This is a genomic window from Algoriphagus sp. UBA3586 (assembly GCF_002376385.1).
GTDB lineage: Bacteria > Bacteroidota > Bacteroidia > Cytophagales > Cyclobacteriaceae > Algoriphagus > Algoriphagus ornithinivorans.
This window is the reverse complement of record NZ_DFMT01000026.1, coordinates 34276-54865: the sequence shown is the minus strand read 5'-3', so window position 1 is coordinate 54865 and position 20590 is coordinate 34276. Positions and strand designations below refer to the sequence as shown.

Genomic DNA, 20590 nt, shown 5'->3' with positions numbered 1-20590 from the left:
AAACCTATTATGACGAAAACCTATTTTAAAGGGATTGACAAAATTTCCTACGAAGGAAAAGAAAGCGACAATCCATTGGCCTTCCGTTATTATGACCCTAATCGAATGATTGGTGGAAAAACGATGAAGGAACATTTCAAATTTGCTATAGCTTATTGGCATTCCTTCTGCGGAACAGGTGGAGATCCATTTGGTCCTGGAACAATCAGCCATCCTTGGGATGCTAATCCAGATCCTATCCAAAGAGCAAAAGATAAAATGGATGCTGCCTTTGAATTTATCACCAAAATTGGAGCTCCTTATTATTGTTTTCATGATATCGATCTGATTGATGAAGGAAACTCTTTGGTAGAATATGAAAAACGCATGGAGATCATTTCTGACTATGCACTTCAAAAGCAAAAAGAAACAGGGGTAAAATTACTTTGGGGTACGGCTAATGTATTTAGCAATCCTCGCTACATGAATGGAGCCTCGACTAATCCAAATTTTGATGTAGTGGCATGGGCAGGAACCCAAGTGAAAAATGCGATTGACGCTACCATTAAGTTAGGTGGTGAAAATTATGTTTTCTGGGGAGGACGAGAAGGATATATGTCTTTGTTAAATACTGACATGAAAAGGGAAACTGAGCACTTAGCTCAATTTCTTGGTATGGCTAGAGATTATGCAAGAAAAAATGGGTTCAAAGGGACTTTCTTTATAGAGCCCAAGCCGATGGAGCCAACTAAGCATCAATATGATTATGATTCAGCAACTGTTATCGGCTTCCTGAGACATTTTGGCTTGGACAAAGATTTCAAGTTAAACATCGAAGTAAACCATGCTACCTTGGCTGGACATACTTTTCAGCATGAATTGCAAGTAGCAGCTGATGCTGGTATGCTAGGAAGTATAGACGCCAATCGAGGAGATTATCAAAACGGTTGGGATACTGATCAATTTGCTTTGAATCTGCAGGAATTGACTGAGGCCATGTTAGTATTGTTGACTTCAGGCGGTCTTCAAGGCGGAGGAGTGAATTTTGATGCTAAAATCCGTAGGAACTCGACGGATATGGATGATTTATTCCTTGCACATATTGGAAGCATGGATGCTTTTGCCAGAAGTATGATGATTGCACAGGACATCCTGGAAAAATCAGATTACCTAGAAAGAAGAGTTCAGAGATATTCCAGTTTCGATTCAGGCAAAGGGAAAGATTTTGAGCAAGGTAAATTAGGCCTAGAAGATTTACGAAACTATGCTGCTCAAGTAGGAGAGCCAACCCAAATCAGTGGTAAGCAGGAATACTATGAGAATTTATTGAATCGTTTTATTTAAATTAAAGAGGCAATCGCCTCTTTTTTTATGACCAGACTATGAGAAATATACTTGCATTACTTCTTATTACCTTTCTGTTTTCCTGTACAGATAAATTTGAATCTGTAGTAACGCTTCCCTCTGTTCTAAGCGATGGAATGGTTTTGCAAAGAGACAAACCGGTTACCATTTGGGGAAAAGGAATCCCAGGAGAAAAAGTACGAGTAAGTATTGCCGGGTCAATTTCCAGTGGAAAAGTATTGCCTGATAGTACCTGGAAAGTGAGTATACCTGCCAATGTAGCTGGAGGTCCACACCTCATGCAAGTAAATCAACAACAAGTGAAAGATGTGTATTTCGGGGACGTTTGGCTTGCCGGGGGACAGTCCAATATGGAGTGGCCTTTAAAGTCTGGGGTGATAGGTGCCAAAGAGGAATATGAATCAGGAGGAATTCCTTTGATTCGTTTTTTTAAAGTTGAAAAATCTTACGCAGCTATTCCGAGATCAACAATTCCACCAGCTGAATGGCGAAAGGCAGATAGTTCTAATTTGATGGATTTTTCAGCCATAGCCTGGTTTTTTGCGAAAAAAAATCACCTGGAAATGGGAGTTCCGGTTGGAATTATAGAGTCCAATTGGGGAGGAACTCCTGCAGAAGGATGGACTAAAGCAGAGATTTTGGCTGAAATGCAGAATATGTCCTTTTCTGAGGAAGCATTGGATATGCAAGAAAATCAGGAGAAATGGGAGAGGGAATTTCAGGCAAATGAAAATCGGAGAGAAATGAGGGATATGATGGTTCATCATCCAGATTCTACGTCGGCAAAGGATGCATCATCTGTTTCATACAACGATTCAAACTGGAAGAGAATTAACCTTCCAGCAGATAATCCTCTTTCAGATATTGCATGGTTGAGAAAATCATTCAATCTGACTAAGGTTTCTGATCTGGAGCTTATTTTACCTGCGATTGATCAAATGGCTTTCATTTACATCAACGGAAAACTGGTTCATCACAAAGACTGGGGTTCTGTAATGCCAGATGTTGAAGTTCCGGCCGATCTCTTATTTACCGGAAAAAACGTGATCACAATTAGAGTCATCAATACCTGGAACAATCAACCAAGAATTGGAGAAAAAGGTATGATGTATCTTCTTCAGGATGGTAGAAAAATAAATCTAGAAGGAACTTGGGCATATTCCAATGATTTGGTCGAGCCTAAACTTCCAGAGGTAAAGTGGTATAACTGGATGCCGGGAGCCATGTACAATGCCATGATTCACCCCTTGGTGAATTATACTTTAAGAGGGATTATTTGGTATCAGGGTGAAAGTAATGCTGGTAGAGCAGGAGAGTACCAAGTTCTGTTTTCTACTTTGATTTCAAGTTGGAGAACAGCTTGGAATTCTAATGAGCTTCCATTTCTCTTTGTTCAGTTAGCGAATTTCATGGAAAGAAAGGAAATGCAACCAGAAAGCAACTGGGCAGCATTGAGAGAAGCTCAGCGTAGAACTCTAGAGCTTCCGAAAACCGGAATGGCTGTAACAATTGATATCGGGGAAGAAGATGATATTCACCCCCGAAATAAAAAAGATGTAGGGGAGAGGCTTTGGCTCCAAGCAAAAAAGATCGTTTTTAATGAACAAGTGGTTGCTTCAGGTCCTGAAATTAAATCCATATCCAAAGATGGAGCGCATTTAACTTTGACCTATGAGTCTATAGGTGAAGGCCTGACTCTGGTAAAAGATGGAGATGTATTAGGTTTTATCATCAAAGACCAAAATGGCAAGTGGCATCAGGTTAAGGGACAAATTGAAGGAAAAGATCAAGTGAAAATTCCATTGGAAAGTGGAATTGAACCTATGGAACTACGCTATGCCTGGGCCGATAACCCTGAAGTCAACTTAATCAACTCAGAAGGACTTCCTGCTATCCCATTCCAGAAAATAATGGCTAAGAAAGAGGAGTAACCCTATTTTTCTTTCACATCTTGAACTTGCTGCATTTGATTGACCAATTCCGCATATTCTGGACGTGAAGGTATTTTAACCACGTTTTCCAAAAAATCAATGCTTTCAAATAGGACTCCTTCCCAATCTTTGGAGGTAATGGAGCTGGCTATTACATGGTCTCCTGCCTGAGGGAATGCCACTTCTCTCTTTAGGGACTCAGGAGTGGATACCTGTTGATACATCTCGAGCATTTTGGGAACAGAAACCACAAAATCCTGCTCTTCTGCACTTTTATAATAATAGCCTAAAAATAAAGGCTGATTTATCTTTTTGAACGTGTTTTCATTCATCATGCTGTATAATAATACAGCTAAACTTTCATAAGCGTGGATATGGTAATCTTCAGACCAAAAAGCAGCTTTATCACCTTTTCTTTCCTGATGAATAACACTGTTTTCCATCATGGTTTTTTCCATTAGAAACTTTGACCAAGGCTTGAAAAGAGGCTCTAGCCTACCTCCATTATCCCTCACAGCTGGGGAGTAAAGCATGATGGCTTTAATATCTTCTTGCTGACTAGCTAGGAGTAGCGTCAATGCTCCTCCCATGGAAGTGCCAATTACAATTACTTCATCTCCCAAGCTTTTTCCGATTTGATAAGCTTCACCTGCAGCATCAGCCAGTTTTTGAGCACTTAAGTACTCCATACCGTTCTCTCGTCTGATTCCATGCTCAGGTAATCGGGTTACAAAAAGGTTGGCCCCAAAATGGTCTGCTAAAAATCTATGCACAGGATCACCTTCCATAGGACTGGCTCCAAACCCGTGAATATACACGATAGAGTAGGGTGTTTTTCTTTTATTGGCGCTGTCAGCCCAAATGATGTATGCCTCATTTCCAGCTTTCAATCCTTTTACAGTATCCTCTCTTTGTTGGATATATTCAGAAAGCTCATTGACTCGAGTAGGAACCTCAGGGAATTGGATTAGTAATTCCTGCTCTTCCACTTTTGGGCCCAGCATATAGACTATGGCAATAACCATTGCAGTGGCAAAAAGCCCAAGGAATATTTTACGAAGCATATCTCTAGTTCAGTTTCAAAATTGGAGAGCTCGAATTTACGACGATTTGGTTACCATTTTTCAGAAATAAAAAAGTCCTTGTTTTCAGTTGTGAGTTATTGGAGATGTTACCCTTAAAACTAAGCCCAATCAACCTGTCGAATTTTCTAAAATCTCTGATCTCCGACAATCGAATACCTTCTAAATTTTCAAATAGATAAGAAATATCAGAACCAGCCTGAAGTTCGCCATAGGACTCTGTCAGGGTGATAGCGATGTTGGAGATATTTCTAAAATCATAGATCGGCAAGCAACTTAAGGCAAAGGCTCTTCCAAGCTGAGAACTACCTGTAGAGTTCTCGGATAATAATTCAGGTTCTAATTCCAGTACCACTTGGAAGTCTTTTGAATCAACGGTATCTGTTGATTTAGAGTAAGTATTATTTTTATAGGGCAGGTACAGCACTTTGAGATCTATTGCATTAGCTGCCCGCGGTGGTGGACAAGATTCGTATAAATCAGGTAATTGCTCTTGAACACATGAAGGCCCCACCAAAAAAGCTAAGTATCCAAAACACAGAATCAAAGTGCTATTGATAGATTTTGAGGTAAATAGTGTTTTCATAGCAAGTGATAAGATGCTTTTAAAGAAAATAAATCATTTTTATTTGAATGTCAGAATCCTAGATAGAAACATTCATTATATATACTTAAATATCTGAAAATGAGTTTTATAAAACATGAAATAAATATACTCAGAATGAAGTCGGGATAAAAACACTCTTTTGCTGAAGTAACAGAAATTAAATTTCTGGAAATTTTGATGTATCGATTTACTAATATTGCCGTATAAGCAAAAAAGTACAATCATGAAAAGAGCCCTTTTATTTTTCCTGTTCCTCCTAGTATTCAATTTCGTCAACGCACAGGAACCTGTTCCTTCCCGCTCTGTTTATCTCGAAATCGGTGGGCCGGGACTTCCATATAGCTTCAATTATGATTTTCGATTTGATAAAGAAAGAATGGATTCCTGGGGTATGAGAGTTGGGATGGGAGGTTATACAGTTTCTGATAACGATTCTTTTTTCTCAATACCATTGATGGTAAATAAGCTATATGGGAAGGGTCCACATTATTTTGAGTTAGGATTTGGCGCCACTTTTTTTGCCTTTGATACCTATGACAATACCTATTGTATCGATGGTTTTTTCAATCAAAACGGAGAATATGTGTGCAGGCAATACTCCTCTGATAGTTATTATAGTTTTATCCTAGATGTAGATGGTTCTCCTAGTGTAATGGGAACGATGAATTTTGGTTATAGAAAAGTCCCTGTGGATGGAGGTTTTACTTGGAAGGTCAATATCAACCCCATATTTAACAACAATGGTTTTTGGCCACTCTTTGCAGGAATAGGCATTGGTTATTCATTTTAAAAGATTATGAAAAAATTTGTAGTAGTATTTTTATTTCTTTCCCTGATTGGACATTCTGCTTCCTACGCCCAACAAACAGAGAGAGAGCAAGGCAGAGGAGTTTATTTTGAGCTTTTTGGTAGCGGCCTTACCTATTCTATCAATTATGATCAAAGATTTGAAAAGCGATTTGATGGATTGGGCTTCAAAGCGGGTCTTTCCTACATTGGAGTAGATGGCACCTCTGTGGCAACTTTTCCCTTAGGATTAAATTACCTGCTTGGGAAGAATGGAAAATACTTTGAAATGGGTTTAGGTGGGACTTACTTGGCGGGAGCCGATAGATCAAATACCTTTTTCTCAGGAGATAGCAGAACGACAGGAGATGGATTTGTGGGGAATTTGATTCTAGGCTATAGAAGTGAACCTCAAGATGGAGGATTTTTGTTCAGGGCCTCTGTCACGCCAATGTTTGGATCAGGGTTTTTCTGGCCCTTTTATGCTGGTTTCAGTTTTGGTTATGCTTTTTAAATTTCAAAACCATAATCTCTCTCAACCTTACAAATTCTTGTTTTATAGCATTGATACCATTTGAGTTTGCCTAAAGTTTGGGCCTCTAGGTGATCTAGATTTTGCTTCCAGATTTTGATGGATTCCAAATCCTTCCAATAACTAACCGTGATTCCTACTTCATTTCTTGCGCTTTCGTGCCCAAGATATCCTGCTTGCTGACTGGCTAAGTTTACCATCAATTTTGACATTTCTGCATAGCCAGCTGTTTCTTCGCTTAAAATCGAAGAAAAAATCACTGCATAATAGGGGGGAGCTGGAGTCTGAGCTAGCATCTGTATTTATTTTTCGTATTCCATATAGTTTTTAGTTTTTTGGAAAACCTCGTTACCAAAAGTTTGACTTACCAAATACAAAGCCAAATCAATCCCTGCAGAAATTCCAGCCGCTGTAAAAAGCCGATCCCCTGATTGAACAAATCTGCTTTTTCGAATAGGAATAGAGGTAGGGCTTAACTTTAAAATATCATCATAAACCTCATGATGTGTACAGAATTGTTGTTGATTTAGTAAGCCAAGTTTGGCAGGTATCCTCGCACCAGAACAAACAGTCATAGTCCACCTTGAAGACTGGATAAGTCTATTTAGCTGATTTAGGGAATTTTGTTTTTCGATCACCCTTTTGCTTCCGTCTCCACCAGGGATTACTAAAAAATCTAATTGCTCAACTGAATCAAATGATTTAGCTGGTTTCACTGTCAGATTGCCAATGGTTGTTAGGCTGTTTAAGGAATCTCCTATAGTAAATACCTCGAGTTTTTCTTTACCGATAATTTCACTCGCTACTGAAAAAACCTCAAATGGTCCTGCGAAATCAAGAACTTCTACATCCGGAAAGATGTAAACACCTAAGCTTAATTTTTGTCCTGATTGGGCCATATCTGATGAATTTGAACTAGTAGAATTTTGGAAAATGAAATGAAGTTAATCCTGATTATTTGTTCTGATTAATTTTTGAGAGTTTCCTCCTTTGATTTGAATCAAATAATTATTTCTGCTTAATCAAATTATAAAAACCCATCGTAATTTTGTATGCAAGACGAGTAATTATTTTCCATAGGCAAAATATTATTTCGTTTACTGTATTCTATTTATCGTAAAGATAAGATCTCATAGGGTTAGTTGATTAAGAGTACAAACCAAATAGGGCTCCTTCCCTGAAAAAGGAATAGTGATTTTTGTTTATCACCAAGAGCCCCGGCCTAAAACCGGGGCTTGTTTTTTACTTATCCAAGCTTTCCAACACCATTTTAACCAGCTCCGCCTTGTCTTCATTAGGTATCCATCTGGCTACGATGAGTAGATCATTTTCAGGGTCCACATAGATCATGTTGGTTCCTGCTCCAATATGTAAAAAGGCAGATTTTGGAGCTGCAGGAACTTGTTTCAAGTCTTCATTTAAAAAGTAATTCATGAAACCATAGGAAGGATTGGCCGGAGTAGGGGTCTTTGATTTTTTGATCCATTCAGGAGCTATCAATTGTTTTCCATTCCAAGAACCATTTCTAAGAGTTAAATAGCCAAACCTTGCCTGATCCCAAGCGGAAAGCATCATTCCTCCTCCCCAATGAGATCCACCACTGACTGATTGAATAATCTGACCATCAATGATTACAAAGGAGTTTTCATAGCCTGTCCAGCGCCAAGTATCACTGGCGCCTATCGGATCCATGATTTTTTCTTTCAAGACAGTTGGAAGTGGTTTTCTCCATATATTCAAAAGTGCTAATGCCAATACATTTACTCTTGTATCATTGTATTCATACACAGATCCAGGCGCATTTTGCGGCCTTGCTCTTTTTTTGGCTACTCCTTCACTAGGTCTATCTGCCCAATCAGGCTTACCCCATAAGCTTCCTTCCCAATCTGAAGTTTGTCTCAATAAATGATCCCAAGTAATGGTTCTGTTATGTTCTGTGTCAAAAAGCTCAAAAACATCCTCTTCAAAAAAATGATCAGACTTATTAACCATCAATTTCGCGGGTTCATAGGGGTAAATCGGGGCCATGTAAGGATAGACCAGATCATTTTCGTCTGCGATTAAGCCTTCTTGGACAGCTAATCCAGCGGTGGTAGATAAAAAGCTTTTGGCGACCGAAAATGTCAAGTCGACTCTATTAGGTTCACCCCATTGACCGACTACATATCCTTTGTAAATAATGAGACCTGTAGCAGGACCTCTGGTTTTCATTGGACCCACAGGATAGCCGAATGGTTCGCGCCCAAAACCAGATTCATAATGTGCTATTTTTAAATTTGGATTTGCATCGCTTTCATGAGTTTTGGCAAATTGAATTGCCTGAGCAATTTTGTCCGAATTCATACCCAATTCGGAAGGAGATTTTTGCTCCCATGTGCCCTTATTTGGGAAATAAACCTGGGCAATGGATAGTTCTGAAAATAAACAAAGGATCAGGGCAGTAATGTAGAATTTTGTCATGATTGGATGATTTATTGCGATTTTACCAAAAAAAGAAAGTAAAGCCTCACCGTTGATGTATTTGAGGAATATGGTATCAAAATTAGATCATATCAAACTCTTTCTTTTTTCCTTGGTTAAATTTCTGAACTTTATAAGCAAGTAGATTAGAATACACATTGTTTTACCCAGCAAAAAAATGAAAGAGGAAAAAATTTACATCATTGGTGCAGGAATATCAGGATTGATTGCCGCTTTGGAATTAGAGAAAGCAGGATTTTCTCCTGTAATATTGGAATCAAGCGATCAAGTTGGAGGTAGAGTTAAAACTGATGTGGTAGATGGATTCCTTTTGGACCATGGGTTTCAGGTATTGAATACTGCTTATCCCGAGGCCAAGAAATATCTGGATTTTCAAGCCCTTCATTTGAAGACTTTTGATCCAGGAGCAGTAATTCTTAATTCGAAAGAGTCCTATATCATTTCAGACCCAATGAGAAATCCATTGAAAATTATGGGGATGGTATTTTCTAAGGTTGGGACCTTTTTGGATAAAGTGAAAATGTTTGCTTTGACTCAGGAATTGAAGAAAAAGACCAATGAGGAAATTTTTAACACTCCAAGTTTACCCACCCTTCAGTATTTGAAAGCATATGGGTTTTCTGATCAAATAATTACCAATTTCTTCATTCCTTTTTTCAGAGGAGTTTTTCTTGAAAAACAATTAAATACCTCCTCCAGAATGTTTGAGTTCGTGTTTAAAATGTTTTCCCTTGGTCATGCTGCCGTTCCTGAAAAAGGAATGGGTGAAATACCTAAACTCTTGCGGAAACAGCTTAGCACAACTCAAATCTATTTTAATACTGCTGTTAAGGAAGTACAGGGAAATGCAATCCATTTAGAAAACGGTGAAACCTTATTAGCAGATAGAATCATCATAGCTGTTCAACCTGATAAAGTGATGAAGCAGCTTCAGGGGCAGTTTGCTGCTCCTAGAAAAGTGATAAATATGTATTTCTCGCTACAAAAATCTTTCTTGGCAAGACCTATGATAGGTTTATTAAATGAGGGGAAGTATGTGAATAATATTGTGTTTATGGATGATGTTTCAGATGCATACTGTAGTTCTGATAGATCATTATTGTCGGTGACTGTTTTAGAATCTGAATTAGAAGAAAAAGAGCTAGTAAAAGCTGTTCAAAGTGAGTTGGAGGTCGTTTCTGGGATCAAGTCAGAATATTTTAAGTTGATAAAAACTTATCAAATAAATTATGCTTTGCCAGTCTTGGATGATTTGAAATATACAATTCCATTTACTGAATGTAAGATTACTGATCATGTCTTTTTAGCAGGTGACTACTTATTAAATGGTTCAATAAATGCAGCTATGACTTCGGGAAGAATCGCCTCTGAGGCTGTTGTACATTCTTATATGCCAACTCATTAAGTATACTTTGGATCATACTTTTTTCGGTTTTTATATATATTATATATTTCTTTCCGTAACTTTTGAGAGTTTAAATCACCACCCCCAATGAACTCTAAAGACCTCAAACTTGAAAAGGATACCATTCGACGGCATATATTGCTGATTGGTATCCTTTTTTTATTCTCGAATTATACATTAGCTCAAAGCTTGGTGAAAAGCCAAATGGATCAGTTGGACTCCATCGTCAGGCCTGCTTCCAATTCAGTTGGATTTTCAGTCGTAAAAGATAGCGACCTGGCCAATTTTAAATCCTCCCTTGAAAGTCAATTGAAATCTATTGAGGATGAATTGGCCCAGATTTCCAAAAAGAATGATTCCCTTCAGTATTTGGTGGATTTGGGAAAAACAGAGTCTTCTAATGAGACTCAAACGGAACAAAAACCTGTGTTTGCATCATCCAGCGATTCGGACCTACCAATTCCCCTTCCTATTTTTTATGCGATTATAGTAGTATTAATCATTTATGCAGGATATTTAAGCCTCCGTTTTTTTTCAAATCAAAGCATCCTAAGGACTAATGAAGAAAGGATTATTAATATTGAAAAAGAATTTGAGGCGCATAAAAGAAGGGCTGTAGAAAGGGAGAGAAAACTCAAAAGAGAATTGATAGATGCCAGAAGGGATCAGGGAATTGAACCGGAGGAGGACGAAGAATAGGTTGGCTTAAAAGTATTGCTATAGGTTAAATTCCTTTCCTTAATCAGGAGTATCACCAACTACATATTGTAATCCATTAAGGAAAAACTCCAAAAGATCCGGATTCTCAAAACTCTGGGCATTATGAGAGGCTGCTGAATACATTACTCTTCCTTTTCCTTCCGACTTGATCCAAGCCACATAGGTTTTTCCAGCAGTAAGTTCCTGGTTTTTTCTTTGATCTTTGATTTCAGAATTATTGAAAAATAGCAAAGGTTCGAAGGCTAATTCTGAATAGGCATTTTTGTAAAAATAAGGTTCATCCACATGAACAAATCCATTAGCAGGAAAATGCTTTACAAGAGGATGCTCAGCATCTTCTAATTGAATATGGATAGTTTGCTGAGGAGGATGGTAGTCAAAACTAGCGCCCACCAATTTGCTAAAATCCATAGAGTTATTTTGAGTAGTTACTGCTCCGTGTAATAGGAATAAGCCGCCTCCATTTTTGACATAATCGATTAGATTTTGCTCTAACTCCATAGCCTTGCTCATGAGAGAAACGGAATCCTTATTCTGCTCAATATTCAATTGGTCCCAAAATAAGTTTCTGTGTTCTGGTTTTGAACAGGTATTATTCATCACCACAGCATCATATTGGGCTAAATTCTCTTTCTCAAATTGGTGGATATCTATACTTTCTACAACCTCAAAGGCACCACTTTTCTTACTGATAATTTTGATCATTTCTGTGGTATGGGGAATTACCCAATGCTGAAAGCCAGTGTAAAGAGAAAAAACCAATATTTTTTTCTTTTCTGAAAAGGGAAAATTAGTTTTCGAGGGAGCAAGTTTTTCTATTTTCTGAAGCCATTCTTCGGTAAGTGCTACTTCTTTCAAATCCTGACTTAGGGCATTAAGTGTAGCAAAAGCAGCAAGCGAAAAAGTCAAAATAAATTTTTTCATGGGGGTTGGAGAGTAAGAAGTCAAATTAAATAATATTCATGATCAGAGCCAGCTATTTAATGGTGAACGGGTGTTTTTTGTAAACAGTCTAGTCATTTTATGAACACCTAATTGCTTTTGGGGGTTATATACCTGAATAGAATTTTTATGAACATTGAAACGGAAACTTTTGAAGAGAAAAAACTAACTGTTGCCATCGCTGGGGCAGGAGGCTATATCGGTCGATGGTTTATTCACCAGTTCAAAGATAAATACAACATTATAGGCCTTAGCAGAAGAAAGGTCAAGCATAATCCCAATCCTGAAGTAACATGGAGACAGGTAGAACTCTATTCCATCACCTCTACAGTGGATGCTCTAAAAGACGTGGATGTGGCGATTTACCTCGTCCATTCTATGAACGCTTCCACCCGGCTAAATCAAGGGAGCTTTGAGGATACGGACCTATTATTGGCGGATAATTTTAGCAGAGCTGCCAATATTAATCATGTTAAGCAAATCATTTATCTGGGAGGTTTATTGCCTGATGAGCCTGAAGAAAAACTGTCTCGTCACCTTCGAAGTAGATTGGAAGTAGAGCAAACTTTAGGTTCCAGAAAGGCAAAACTAACTGCTTTGAGGGCTTCTATTATTGTAGGACCTGGTGGATCTAGCTTCGACATGATCAAGAATCTCGTAGACAGACTTCCTGTGATGATGTGTCCCAAATGGACTGAGTCTGAAACTCAACCCATTTCTTTGAGAGATACTTTAGATATCATGGATACTTGCATTGGGAATCCAAATGTTTATGGGAAAGCTATAGAAATTGGCAGTCCTCAAGTGATGACTTATAGAAGTATGTTGGAAAGAACAGCTGAGGTCATGGGGAAAAAACGCTTGGTCTTTTCAGTTCCTGTTTTTTCCTTAGGCCTAAGTAAATTTTGGGTTGGTCTTTTTGGTGATAGCCCTCCACAATTGGTTTCGCCTTTAGTGGAAAGCTTGATTCATACGCTTACAGTTTCTCCAAATTTGGCATTTAAAGAGAAAAAAATTGATTATCTCAGCTATGAAGAGTCTGTCAGCATAGCATTGAACTCCAAGGAAAAACCGATTTTACCCAAATTCTATAAGAAGAAAGGTGTTAAGAATACGGTAAGAAGTATTCAACGAATGGCGAATAAAAATGGCCACACAGCCACCTGGGTAGGAAATCGATATAATATTTGGTTGCCCAGTTTTTTTAAGTTTTTGATTAATGGAAAGACGACAGAAAGAGGGGATGTGGGCTTTCATTTGCTTTGGGGGAAAAAGCCCATGCTGCAATTGACCATGATTCCTGATAGAAGTGATCAAGAAAGGCAATTATTTTACATAACAGGAGGATGGCTTGTAAAACGCTTTGATTATGGATGGCTGGAGTTTAGAGGAGTTTTAGGAGGGAGGTATATTATCACAGCTATTCATGAGTTTGTTCCCAGGTTGCCTTGGTTCATTTATGTTAATACCCAAGCAAGATTTCACCTATGGGTTATGAATCGTTTTAAAAAATATTTAGAAAGAAAAGAGGATTAGCACGTCTTTATCCCTCTTAAATTACGTAAGAAAAATAAGGCTCAGAAATCGCTCTCTTAATCAATATTAGATTTTAGCACAAATTGTCAAAAGGAAAGGTAGAGATATCAATATTTTGATTTTCCAACGACCTCAAATAAATCAACACAAATGAAATCAGTGAATTTTAAAAATGGAGATTCCATTCCTCTTCTTGGACTGGGAACTTGGAAAAGTAAACCGGGAGAAGTTAGGAAGGCAGTTTTTTGGGCAATCGAGGCTGGGTACAGGCATATAGATTGTGCGGCCATCTATGGCAATGAAAAAGAGGTTGGACAAGGTTTAGCAGACGCTTTCGCTGCAGGCTTGGCGAAAAGATCTGATTTGTTTATCACCTCCAAATTGTGGAATGATAGTCATCGCTTCGAAGATGTTGGACCTGCCTTGGATAAAACGCTCAGCGATTTGCATTTGGATTACCTGGATCTTTATTTGATTCATTGGCCCATAGCATTTAAACATGGAGTAAGTTTTGCCTCCCACAGAGAAGAGTTTTACACCTATCAAGATGTTCCATTGACCCAAACTTGGGAAGCTATGCAGGAACAGAAAAAACTTGGAAAGACCAAGCATATTGGGGTTTCAAATTTCAATCAGAAAAAACTAACTGAGTTGATGAGCATGGATGGACAAAAACCTGAAATGAATCAGGTAGAAATGCATCCTTTTTTACCCCAAATTGATTTGGTAGAATTCTGTAAATCCAATGGAATTCTTATGACTGCTTACTCACCTTTAGGCTCACCAGACTCCAGAGGTGAAAAACATCAAAATGATCCTGTTTTGCTTAGTAATCCAACTGTAAAAGAAATTGCGCAAAGACATAAGATATCGGAAGGACAGGTTTTGATTGCCTGGTCAATACAAAGGGATGTAGTGGTGATTCCGAAGTCTGTCAATCAAGGGAGAATTCAGGAAAACTTTCAAGCCTCCCAGGTTGAGCTGACAAAGCAAGATGTAATGGAATTGAATGAAATAGGGGTTTCCCATCGTTTTGTAGATGGCTCATTCTTTACAGGTCCTCAGAGTCCATACAAACCAACTGATCTTTGGGATTAAAAAAAAAAGTCCCGCAAATTAATTGCGGGACTTTTTTAATCTTCTACTTCTAATTCTTCGAGTATATCAGCGAGTTCATCAAAATCTTTCAGGCCGGGCTTTATTTCTTCTCCGCCTTCCAGAGAGATACCAAATAAGCCCAGATCGTCTACTAGTTTTTTTACATTGAATGCTGAAATACCTGAACCTAAGATGACTTGAATTGATTTCGCCAAGATTGATATAGTAGTCAATTCATCTTTATTCAGTTTTTCATGATCCGCTTTTAGTAATAAATAAACCCCTTCACTCTGAAGTTTTTCTGCAACTTGGCTTTCAATATGTGCTAATTCAGCTATATCTGCCTGAAAAATGAGATTTTTCCCAGTGTCTTTCAATTTGAGTAAAGTGTCCAGCCGCTGATGTTGAATCCAAGTTATGTTCGGATATTTTTCCAATTTCAATTGGATGATATCTGCTTCCTCTGTTTCAAATTCAGCAGCGAACTCCAAACCAGAAACCCAACCCGTAATTTCTTCATACTGAGTTGGATTAAGAAATTTCTGTGAACTCTCTTCCAAATTGAAACCCAATACATCCACATACATCCCAGCACAGTAACGGGCATCACTGAGGTTGGTAACTCCATCTATTTTTACAAAAGTACTTAGCGCCATTTTTTTGAATTATTCCGCTAAGGTAAAAACAAAGGTCATTTTGACCATAGAGTTCAGCATCTAAAAGAGGATATTTGACTTATTCCTTCTATTTTTAGGTTGATGAAAATAATATCTACAAAAGCAATCTTTAGCTTTTTGATTCTATTCAGTTTTTTTTCCTGTGAAAGGGAGTTAGAAGAACCCATGCAAACTGTGGGTTTGGATTACATTTCCTTAAGAATAGGCAGTCAATGGGAATACGAGGTTTCTCAAACCATTTATTTTGGAGAAAATGACTCTGAAGACTCAAACTTTTTTTACAGAGACAGAATTCGAACTGTCTTTGTCAATGACGCGAAAGAGCAGGTTTTTATAATTCAAAGAAGCAAATCCGAAGACAGATCAAATTGGGTGAAGGAAAAGGATTATACACTTTTGGTGAGAGAGGGGAATATTGTTAGGACTATAGACAATCAACCTATAGTAATTTTGATTGAATCAATTCGTGATGGAGCCACATGGGATGGCAATAAATATAGAAGTCAAAATTCCGATGAGTTTGTGGCAAAAAGAGTAGGGGACACTTCTTCAGAAATATTTCAAATCGAGCAAGAGGATTCTGATGATCAAATTACATTCAGAGATATTCGCTATGAAAGCTATGAAAAAGGGATTGGAATGGTGGAGTTGTACTATGAAGTATTAACTTATTGTTCTAGAAATGATTGTTTGGGTGAACAATTAATTGACTCCGGGAGTAAGATTCATATGAAATTATTGAATTATGAGAGCGAGTAAGCTATTGGTTTTAACCTTTATTTATTTTTCGGCAGTTGGATCTATTTGGGCGCAGGATAGATATGCTGTTTTTTATAAGTATAAACCTCAAAATGGATTAAGCTTAGACAAGCCTCAGGATTTTCTGACTTCGAAAGCCTTACAGAGAAGAGCGAGAGAAGGAGTACAGGCAGACAGTACTGATTTACCAGTGGCGCAGAAATATGTAGATGCTGTATTTGAAAAGTCAAATTATATTCTTTATCAAAGTAAATGGCTGAATGCTTCGATTATAGTGGCTGATGAAGCTGGAGTGGCTGAGATAGCTTCCTTCCCTTTTGTTGATAAAGTCACGCTCATAGGTAGGGGATTTCTTCCTAATCCCAATGCTAGGGTAGGTAGAAGACTTTTCGCATCATCTACCGCAAAAGCTTGTAAATCGGACAGTAAATCTGAAAGAGTTTTGGAAAGCATGGAATCTCCTTCTGATTTCCAGAATAAACTTTTGGGAATCGATGAAATGCACAAATTGGGTTTCAAAGGAGCGGGCATCACCATAGCTGTCTTTGATGCTGGTTTTCCCGGTGCAAATACCGCATCTTCATTAAGTCATTTATTTCAAAAAAATCAGATTGTTGCAACACGTGACTTTGTTAGACCTTGGAATAACAATGTTTATGGCGATAATCAGCACGGAACAAACGTATTGTCTTTGATAGCATCCAATGAGGATGGGAAAATAATAGCAGGAGCTCCTGATGCCAGCTATATTTTGGCTATGACAGAGGAGGTAGCGACTGAGTATTGGGTAGAGGAATACAATTGGCTCAGAGCAGCCGAATTTGCAGATTCTTTGGGTGTGGATATCATCAATAGTTCTGTTGGATACTGGGACTTTGATGATACTTCTATGAACTATACCATCAACGATTTGGATGGAAACACTACCACTATCACCAAAGCAGCCAATATTGCAGCATCTAAAGGTATTTTGGTAGTAAATAGTGTAGGAAATTATGGTTCTAGAGTCTCCTCTTTAGTAGCTCCAGCCGATTCTCCCAATATCCTAGCTATAGGATCAGTAAACCAGGACCTTTCTGTTTCAGGTTTCAGTTCGAGAGGTCCCACTGGCGATGGCAGGATCAAACCTGATTTGGCAGCATATGGGAACGGTACAGCTTTAATCAGGTCTAATGGGAATGTGGGTTTTGCTAATGGAACCTCTTTTTCAGCTCCACAAGTTGCAGCATTAGCAGCTGGCTTATGGCAGGCTAAACCAGAATGGACCAGAGCGGAGTTGATAGATAATCTTCTGAGAAGCGCAAGTCAATTTGAAAAGCCGGATAATCTTCTAGGTTATGGAATTCCTAACTTCTTCAAGGCTTATTATGGAGAAATCCTGAGTGTCGAGGAAAATGAGGAAGCTATTTTATGGAAGGTTTACCCTAACCCAATTGAGGAAAATGAGTTGAGCATTTATTTTGGAACCGGTAATGAAGCTTCATTTGAATTAATTGATTTTAGCGGAAAATCAGTTTTGAAATCCACTATCCTAAGAGGATCAAATCAAAATCCTTATTGGGTTAATTTGGAAGGAATCAAACCAGGCCTTTATCTAATTAGACTCCAAGAGGGTAAATTGATTAAGCAGACTAAGTTATACAGGTATTAAAAAGGACAGGTTGATCGAAATAGTCCTTAAAAGAATTATGAAACCAAAAATTGCACCCTCCATCCTTGCAGCAGACTTCGCCAACTTACAGCGCGATGTAGAGATGCTTAACGAATCCGATGCAGATTATATTCATGTGGATATCATGGATGGTTTATTTGTTCCCAATATATCTTTTGGCATTCCGGTTACTGAAGCTATTCACCGCCATGCAAGAAAGCCTTTGGATGTGCATTTGATGATCATGGATCCGGATAATTATCTGGAGGCATTTAAAAATGCAGGAGCTTCTATCATCAGTGTGCACTATGAGGCTTGTAAGCATTTGAATAGATCGCTGCAGGCAATCCGTCAATTAGGAATTAAGGCTGGTGTTGCGATTAATCCTCATACGCCTGTAGAGCTTTTGAGCGACAGTTTAGAAATGCTGGATTTGGTTTGTATCATGTCTGTTAATCCCGGCTTTGGAGGGCAAAAATTTATAGAAAATACCTATTCCAAGGTTTCTCGTTTGAAGGAGATGATTGATACTAAAGGCTCTGAGACATTAATAGAAATTGATGGCGGGGTAAATCTTGATAATGCTCCCAAATTGATGGAGGCAGGAGCCGATGTTTTAGTAGCGGGTAGTTTTGTATTTAATTCTTCGAATCCCAAGGAAACAATTTCAGAATTAAAAAATATTTAGATATATAATTTAGGTTGAATACCATTTATCCTAAAAAACCTTAATTCTAGCGATTTTTACTTGATTTTTTGACTTTAAGGTATTTCTTTGAAAGCTTATCGTAAACTAAACTCACTAATGATTATGAAAAAAGTATTGTTATTTGGAGCTTTCTTTGCTTTCTTAGGTTTAACTGGTTTTGCACAAGAAGCAAACGAAGAGCCTGTGACTGATGAGGAAATTGAAAAATACGCCAACGTCGAGTTTTTAACTGCTCAGTTTGTCAATGACAAAACAGAAGAATTAAAAAATATGATTTCTGGAAATGAAATCTTTCAGGGCGGTGCAAGATACAATGAGATAAAAGCTGTATGGGGAAATGAGGAAAAAATGGCTGAAGCCAATGTGACTGAGGATGAAATTGCAGCTTTCCAAGGAGTACTAGATTTCATGGCTTCATTACAAGAAGAAGCTAAAGAGTATAAGACAAATTTAATCATGGATGATGAAATCCTAGGTGTATCAACTTACAACAAGGTTAACGGCGCTAAATCAGATCCTGCGATAAAAGAAAAAATAGATTCTATAGTTGAGTCAAAAAAAGCTCAAGCAGCTGCAGCTAAAGAAGCTGAAAGTGATGGAATGTAAAATTAAGTTTAATTAATAAATTATTCGACACCTTCTTTGGAAGGTGTTTTTTTTTTTTAGTTTTAACCATCGCGATATTTAATTAATCTTTTGGGATTCCCTTTTTTCATTTACTTAAAATCAAATGCTATGAAAAAAATTAAAATTCTTATTTGTTCTATGATGCTGCTTTTTGGGGTTTCATTTTCTGGTGCTAATTCAGCAGTAGCCAACGAATGGTGGTCTCTTTATGAAATTATCGGGGATGATGGCACATTATATTGGGCCGATTGTATGCCGGTATCTGGAGATTGTTTCGTAGTTGCTCCTCAACCTTAATTAGTAGTGGTGGTTTTTCGATCTCTGATTGAAAAACCACTTTTTTTATTAAAAATTTTAGGGGATTTTATTAACCTTGGCTTTAAATGAAGAACTATTTAATATTTTTTTTCATTTTACTTTTTTCATGTAAACAAAATAATCAAATTTCATTAACTGATTTTGAGATAGAAAAAGCTGATTATTTTGATATTCCTATTGATGACAGTACATCCAATTCTCCATCTGTTTATCATCAATCGTATAATGGGGATTATATATTCTATAATATCCATACGAAAAGTTTGGATTTTTTTAAAAATGAATTTGGCTTAAATAATCGAATTTATTTGCCTTTCGAAGGGCCAAACTTGATTAGAAAATTCCTAGGTTTTCAGATCTTAAATGATAGAATTTTTATAGCAGACCTTGGTAGAATCGTTGAAATTGATTTTGAAGGTAATATTATCGCAGATATTGGTAACCTTAAAAATTCTACTGGATTTCTCGTTTCTCCAAGTTTCTTTGGTTCCAATAAGTCCTTTCTTAAGGAAAACGTACTTTATTTTACAGCTTTTGATTATATGGCATTAACAAAAGATCTGTTGAATGGTCCATTTATTTATTCATTAGACTTATCATCCTTTGACCTAAAGGAAGTGGCTGAATATCCAGGATTTAATTTGAATTCAATTTCCAACGATTATTTTTTTCATAATAATATCATTATTCAAGATAAAATCCTGATTTTCAACTATTCTGCAAGAGATGTTTATTTAAACGATACGAGGTCAAGGAAATGGAAAAAGATTGAGGTTTTATCAAAGGGTCATTTTGATATACATGAATTCAAAGGGGACAAAACGAATAACAATGACTCAAAAAAACATTTTTTTCAAAATGGCATATATCGAACTTTGATTTTTGATGAACATAAAAATATGTATTATCGAATATACTCCTATCCTGATGGTGATGAAAAATCAAAAAAAAGAAGAACAAGATTAATGATCTTAAATAGTAGTCTCGAATTAATTCAAGAAATTGATTTACCCAATTTTTTGACCCATATAGGTGCCCATATTACTAATGGTGGACTGTATTTAATTGATGGAAACTTTTCCAAAGAACAGGAGAATAAAATTAGGTTTGTTAAAGTATATCCTCATTGATGAATCTAATGCAAAAGCCCGAGTTTTGGCGATAATTTTATTGCTTAAGCTATTTTTAGAAAGGTGCCATTAGTTCAATTTGCATAGTTCGCTTTAGTTGCAATTTTTATTCTTACTTAAAATTACTTAATCTATTATTGATTATTATGTTTTATGAATATCCGTTTTCTCACAAATATTGACAAAAATACGGCTTATTGTCTGCTGTAAGGATCAGAATCCGGAAGCTTTTGCCTTCGGTCATCGTTTGCCAGT

At 37.3% G+C, this 20590-nt stretch carries 21 protein-coding genes; 14 read left to right on the top strand and 7 right to left on the bottom strand.

Going from position 1 to position 20590, the window contains the following annotated elements:
- The first annotated feature begins 9 nt into the window (after positions 1-9).
- Together xylA and B2906_RS08185 are read left to right on the top strand one after the other, a co-directional pair.
- Positions 10-1323, top strand: a complete 1314-nt coding sequence (gene xylA, locus B2906_RS08190) for a xylose isomerase (RefSeq protein WP_286937501.1) — start codon at positions 10-12, stop codon at positions 1321-1323.
- 38 nt (positions 1324-1361) lie between these two features.
- Positions 1362-3275 carry a sialate O-acetylesterase gene (locus tag B2906_RS08185; RefSeq protein ID WP_286937494.1) on the top strand — a complete coding sequence of 638 codons (1914 nt, stop codon included), beginning with the start codon at positions 1362-1364 and terminating at the stop codon, positions 3273-3275.
- Between the two features lie 2 nt (positions 3276-3277).
- Here B2906_RS08185 and B2906_RS08180 read toward each other — a convergent pair whose 3' ends face one another.
- Positions 3278-4339, bottom strand: coding sequence for an alpha/beta hydrolase (locus B2906_RS08180; protein ID WP_286937488.1), 1062 nt, complete (start codon positions 4337-4339; stop codon positions 3278-3280).
- Positions 4340-4343: 4 nt separating this feature from the next.
- Positions 4344-4943, bottom strand: coding sequence for a hypothetical protein (locus B2906_RS08175; protein ID WP_286937482.1), 600 nt, complete (start codon positions 4941-4943; stop codon positions 4344-4346).
- A gap of 244 nt (positions 4944-5187) precedes the next feature.
- Here B2906_RS08175 and B2906_RS08170 point away from each other — a divergent pair, with 244 nt between their 5' ends.
- Together B2906_RS08170 and B2906_RS08165 are read left to right on the top strand one after the other, a co-directional pair.
- On the top strand, positions 5188-5754 hold the full coding sequence (locus B2906_RS08170; protein ID WP_286937471.1) for a hypothetical protein: 567 nt from the start codon (positions 5188-5190) through the stop codon (positions 5752-5754).
- A 6-nt stretch (positions 5755-5760) separates the two neighbouring features.
- Complete coding sequence (locus B2906_RS08165) at positions 5761-6264, top strand: hypothetical protein (protein WP_091654092.1); 504 nt, start codon at positions 5761-5763, stop codon at positions 6262-6264.
- On the opposite strand, the gene B2906_RS08160 is transcribed toward B2906_RS08165, so the two are convergent.
- The 3 genes from B2906_RS08160 to B2906_RS08150 form a co-directional block, all read right to left on the bottom strand.
- Positions 6261-6578: an antibiotic biosynthesis monooxygenase family protein gene (locus tag B2906_RS08160; protein ID WP_286937465.1), complete on the bottom strand. Its 318-nt coding sequence runs from the start codon at positions 6576-6578 to the stop codon at positions 6261-6263. The genes B2906_RS08165 and B2906_RS08160 overlap by 4 nt on opposite strands.
- 6 nt (positions 6579-6584) lie before the next feature.
- Positions 6585-7181: a DJ-1/PfpI family protein gene (locus tag B2906_RS08155; protein WP_286937460.1), complete on the bottom strand. Its 597-nt coding sequence runs from the start codon at positions 7179-7181 to the stop codon at positions 6585-6587.
- A 343-nt stretch (positions 7182-7524) separates the two neighbouring features.
- Positions 7525-8742 carry a serine hydrolase domain-containing protein gene (locus B2906_RS08150; RefSeq protein WP_219958694.1) on the bottom strand — a complete coding sequence of 406 codons (1218 nt, stop codon included), beginning with the start codon at positions 8740-8742 and terminating at the stop codon, positions 7525-7527.
- A gap of 178 nt (positions 8743-8920) precedes the next feature.
- Here B2906_RS08150 and B2906_RS08145 point away from each other — a divergent pair, with 178 nt between their 5' ends.
- Together B2906_RS08145 and B2906_RS08140 are read left to right on the top strand one after the other, a co-directional pair.
- Positions 8921-10168, top strand: coding sequence for an NAD(P)/FAD-dependent oxidoreductase (locus B2906_RS08145; protein ID WP_219958695.1), 1248 nt, complete (start codon positions 8921-8923; stop codon positions 10166-10168).
- Positions 10169-10255: 87 nt separating this feature from the next.
- A complete protein-coding gene (locus B2906_RS08140) occupies positions 10256-10867 on the top strand; it encodes a hypothetical protein (RefSeq protein ID WP_219958696.1) in 612 nt (203 codons plus the stop codon).
- Positions 10868-10906: 39 nt separating this feature from the next.
- On the opposite strand, the gene B2906_RS08135 is transcribed toward B2906_RS08140, so the two are convergent.
- Positions 10907-11812 (bottom strand): ThuA domain-containing protein, encoded by a 906-nt coding sequence (locus B2906_RS08135; protein ID WP_219958697.1) that lies wholly within the window; start codon positions 11810-11812, stop codon positions 10907-10909.
- Between the two features lie 147 nt (positions 11813-11959).
- Here B2906_RS08135 and B2906_RS08130 point away from each other — a divergent pair, with 147 nt between their 5' ends.
- A complete protein-coding gene (locus B2906_RS08130; RefSeq protein ID WP_219958698.1) occupies positions 11960-13366 on the top strand; it encodes an NAD-dependent epimerase/dehydratase family protein in 1407 nt (468 codons plus the stop codon).
- 150 nt (positions 13367-13516) lie between these two features.
- Complete coding sequence (locus B2906_RS08125; protein ID WP_286937429.1) at positions 13517-14464, top strand: aldo/keto reductase; 948 nt, start codon at positions 13517-13519, stop codon at positions 14462-14464.
- A gap of 35 nt (positions 14465-14499) precedes the next feature.
- Here the strand turns inward: B2906_RS08125 and B2906_RS08120 are convergent, their stop codons facing one another.
- Positions 14500-15120: a phosphoribosylanthranilate isomerase gene (locus B2906_RS08120; RefSeq protein ID WP_286937422.1), complete on the bottom strand. Its 621-nt coding sequence runs from the start codon at positions 15118-15120 to the stop codon at positions 14500-14502.
- A gap of 102 nt (positions 15121-15222) precedes the next feature.
- Between B2906_RS08120 and B2906_RS08115 the strand changes: the two genes are divergently transcribed.
- From B2906_RS08115 to B2906_RS08090, 6 genes are all read left to right on the top strand, one after another.
- Positions 15223-15900 carry a hypothetical protein gene (locus B2906_RS08115; protein WP_286937416.1) on the top strand — a complete coding sequence of 226 codons (678 nt, stop codon included), beginning with the start codon at positions 15223-15225 and terminating at the stop codon, positions 15898-15900.
- A complete protein-coding gene (locus tag B2906_RS08110) occupies positions 15887-17551 on the top strand; it encodes a S8 family serine peptidase (RefSeq protein WP_286937413.1) in 1665 nt (554 codons plus the stop codon). Before B2906_RS08115 ends, B2906_RS08110 begins: the two co-directional genes overlap by 14 nt.
- Positions 17552-17588: 37 nt before the next feature.
- Positions 17589-18239 (top strand): ribulose-phosphate 3-epimerase, encoded by a 651-nt coding sequence (gene rpe / locus B2906_RS08105; RefSeq protein WP_286937409.1) that lies wholly within the window; start codon positions 17589-17591, stop codon positions 18237-18239.
- Positions 18240-18362: 123 nt separating this feature from the next.
- Entirely contained in the window at positions 18363-18866 is a 504-nt protein-coding gene (locus tag B2906_RS08100; RefSeq protein WP_286937387.1) for a hypothetical protein, read from the top strand.
- Positions 18867-18995: 129 nt separating this feature from the next.
- Positions 18996-19184 (top strand): hypothetical protein, encoded by a 189-nt coding sequence (locus tag B2906_RS08095; protein ID WP_286937378.1) that lies wholly within the window; start codon positions 18996-18998, stop codon positions 19182-19184.
- Between the two features lie 86 nt (positions 19185-19270).
- Positions 19271-20335 carry a DUF4221 family protein gene (locus B2906_RS08090; protein ID WP_286937377.1) on the top strand — a complete coding sequence of 355 codons (1065 nt, stop codon included), beginning with the start codon at positions 19271-19273 and terminating at the stop codon, positions 20333-20335.
- Positions 20336-20590: the final 255 nt, after the last annotated feature.

Excerpts from the sequence above, each read along its gene's own strand:
- B2906_RS08125 (WP_286937429.1), top strand. The coding sequence starts at position 13,517 with ATGAAATCAGTGAATTTTAAAAATGGAGATTCCATTCCTCTTCTTGGA.
- B2906_RS08120 (WP_286937422.1), bottom strand. The coding sequence starts at position 15,120 with ATGGCGCTAAGTACTTTTGTAAAAATAGATGGAGTTACCAACCTCAGT.
- B2906_RS08160 (WP_286937465.1), bottom strand. The coding sequence starts at position 6,578 with ATGCTAGCTCAGACTCCAGCTCCCCCCTATTATGCAGTGATTTTTTCT.
- B2906_RS08130 (WP_219958698.1), top strand. The coding sequence starts at position 11,960 with ATGAACATTGAAACGGAAACTTTTGAAGAGAAAAAACTAACTGTTGCC.
- B2906_RS08090 (WP_286937377.1), top strand. The coding sequence starts at position 19,271 with ATGAAGAACTATTTAATATTTTTTTTCATTTTACTTTTTTCATGTAAA.
- B2906_RS08140 (WP_219958696.1), top strand. The coding sequence starts at position 10,256 with ATGAACTCTAAAGACCTCAAACTTGAAAAGGATACCATTCGACGGCAT.
- B2906_RS08170 (WP_286937471.1), top strand. The coding sequence starts at position 5,188 with ATGAAAAGAGCCCTTTTATTTTTCCTGTTCCTCCTAGTATTCAATTTC.
- B2906_RS08110 (WP_286937413.1), top strand. The coding sequence starts at position 15,887 with ATGAGAGCGAGTAAGCTATTGGTTTTAACCTTTATTTATTTTTCGGCA.
- rpe (WP_286937409.1), top strand. The coding sequence starts at position 17,589 with ATGAAACCAAAAATTGCACCCTCCATCCTTGCAGCAGACTTCGCCAAC.
- xylA (WP_286937501.1), top strand. The coding sequence starts at position 10 with ATGACGAAAACCTATTTTAAAGGGATTGACAAAATTTCCTACGAAGGA.
- B2906_RS08185 (WP_286937494.1), top strand. The coding sequence starts at position 1,362 with ATGAGAAATATACTTGCATTACTTCTTATTACCTTTCTGTTTTCCTGT.
- B2906_RS08175 (WP_286937482.1), bottom strand. The coding sequence starts at position 4,943 with ATGAAAACACTATTTACCTCAAAATCTATCAATAGCACTTTGATTCTG.
- B2906_RS08155 (WP_286937460.1), bottom strand. The coding sequence starts at position 7,181 with ATGGCCCAATCAGGACAAAAATTAAGCTTAGGTGTTTACATCTTTCCG.
- B2906_RS08135 (WP_219958697.1), bottom strand. The coding sequence starts at position 11,812 with ATGAAAAAATTTATTTTGACTTTTTCGCTTGCTGCTTTTGCTACACTT.
- B2906_RS08100 (WP_286937387.1), top strand. The coding sequence starts at position 18,363 with ATGAAAAAAGTATTGTTATTTGGAGCTTTCTTTGCTTTCTTAGGTTTA.
- B2906_RS08095 (WP_286937378.1), top strand. The coding sequence starts at position 18,996 with ATGAAAAAAATTAAAATTCTTATTTGTTCTATGATGCTGCTTTTTGGG.
- B2906_RS08115 (WP_286937416.1), top strand. The coding sequence starts at position 15,223 with ATGAAAATAATATCTACAAAAGCAATCTTTAGCTTTTTGATTCTATTC.
- B2906_RS08145 (WP_219958695.1), top strand. The coding sequence starts at position 8,921 with ATGAAAGAGGAAAAAATTTACATCATTGGTGCAGGAATATCAGGATTG.
- B2906_RS08150 (WP_219958694.1), bottom strand. The coding sequence starts at position 8,742 with ATGACAAAATTCTACATTACTGCCCTGATCCTTTGTTTATTTTCAGAA.
- B2906_RS08180 (WP_286937488.1), bottom strand. The coding sequence starts at position 4,339 with ATGCTTCGTAAAATATTCCTTGGGCTTTTTGCCACTGCAATGGTTATT.
- B2906_RS08165 (WP_091654092.1), top strand. The coding sequence starts at position 5,761 with ATGAAAAAATTTGTAGTAGTATTTTTATTTCTTTCCCTGATTGGACAT.